Source organism: Pseudoalteromonas luteoviolacea CPMOR-1 (genome assembly GCF_001625685.1).
GTDB classification, from domain to species: domain Bacteria; phylum Pseudomonadota; class Gammaproteobacteria; order Enterobacterales; family Alteromonadaceae; genus Pseudoalteromonas; species Pseudoalteromonas luteoviolacea_K.
Genome location: NZ_AUYC01000009.1, coordinates 1 through 522 on the forward strand (window position 1 = coordinate 1; position 522 = coordinate 522).

The following is a 522-nucleotide window of genomic DNA, read 5'->3' on the forward strand; positions in this document are numbered from 1 at the left end:
TTTATTGATTTATCCAAAAAGTTGTTTTGCTTTTCGTTTAAGTAGTCAACCAAATCACATTGGCGGTACCTGCTAGTAAAGTTCACTTGCTCACATTTCATGTATTGGTCACCGTTTGGAGCTCGCCCAAAAACAGCTAATAGAACGGTCCACTGAAACGAATACTTTTCGATAGCAGTGGCTAACGTTAGGCTTGGCGCTTGGTCTTTACCCGTCTTCATGTTTACAAGCAGACACTTACCAGAAAGGCTAACCAAAGAAAGAACACACAGATCCTTTAGTGCTGCGTCACCCTGAGAACGAATGCGAGAACTAACATTATATTTTTTACGAACCTTTTTAGACTTTGGCATTGCCCTTCCCTCTGTAACTTTCCCAGTTAAAATGCGTAGTAAACAACACGCCCTCTTTAAGCCTGTCATAAGCTCTAAAGCCGATGTAATGCTTAATTTCCTCAACGCTTTTACAGTTGGAGATAATCGAAGTAGGCTTGAAGCTATATAGCCGCTTATCAATGATCTT

At 40.6% G+C, this 522-nt stretch carries 2 protein-coding genes; both read right to left on the bottom strand.

Annotated elements, in window-relative coordinates; genetic code table 11:
- A partial coding sequence (locus tag N473_RS01110) for a hypothetical protein (RefSeq protein WP_155735501.1) occupies window positions 1-353 on the bottom strand: 353 nt, incomplete at its 3' end.
- Window positions 340-522: hypothetical protein (locus tag N473_RS26670; protein ID WP_231099498.1), on the bottom strand; the 183-nt coding region annotated here is incomplete at its 5' end. The genes N473_RS01110 and N473_RS26670, both read right to left, overlap by 14 nt.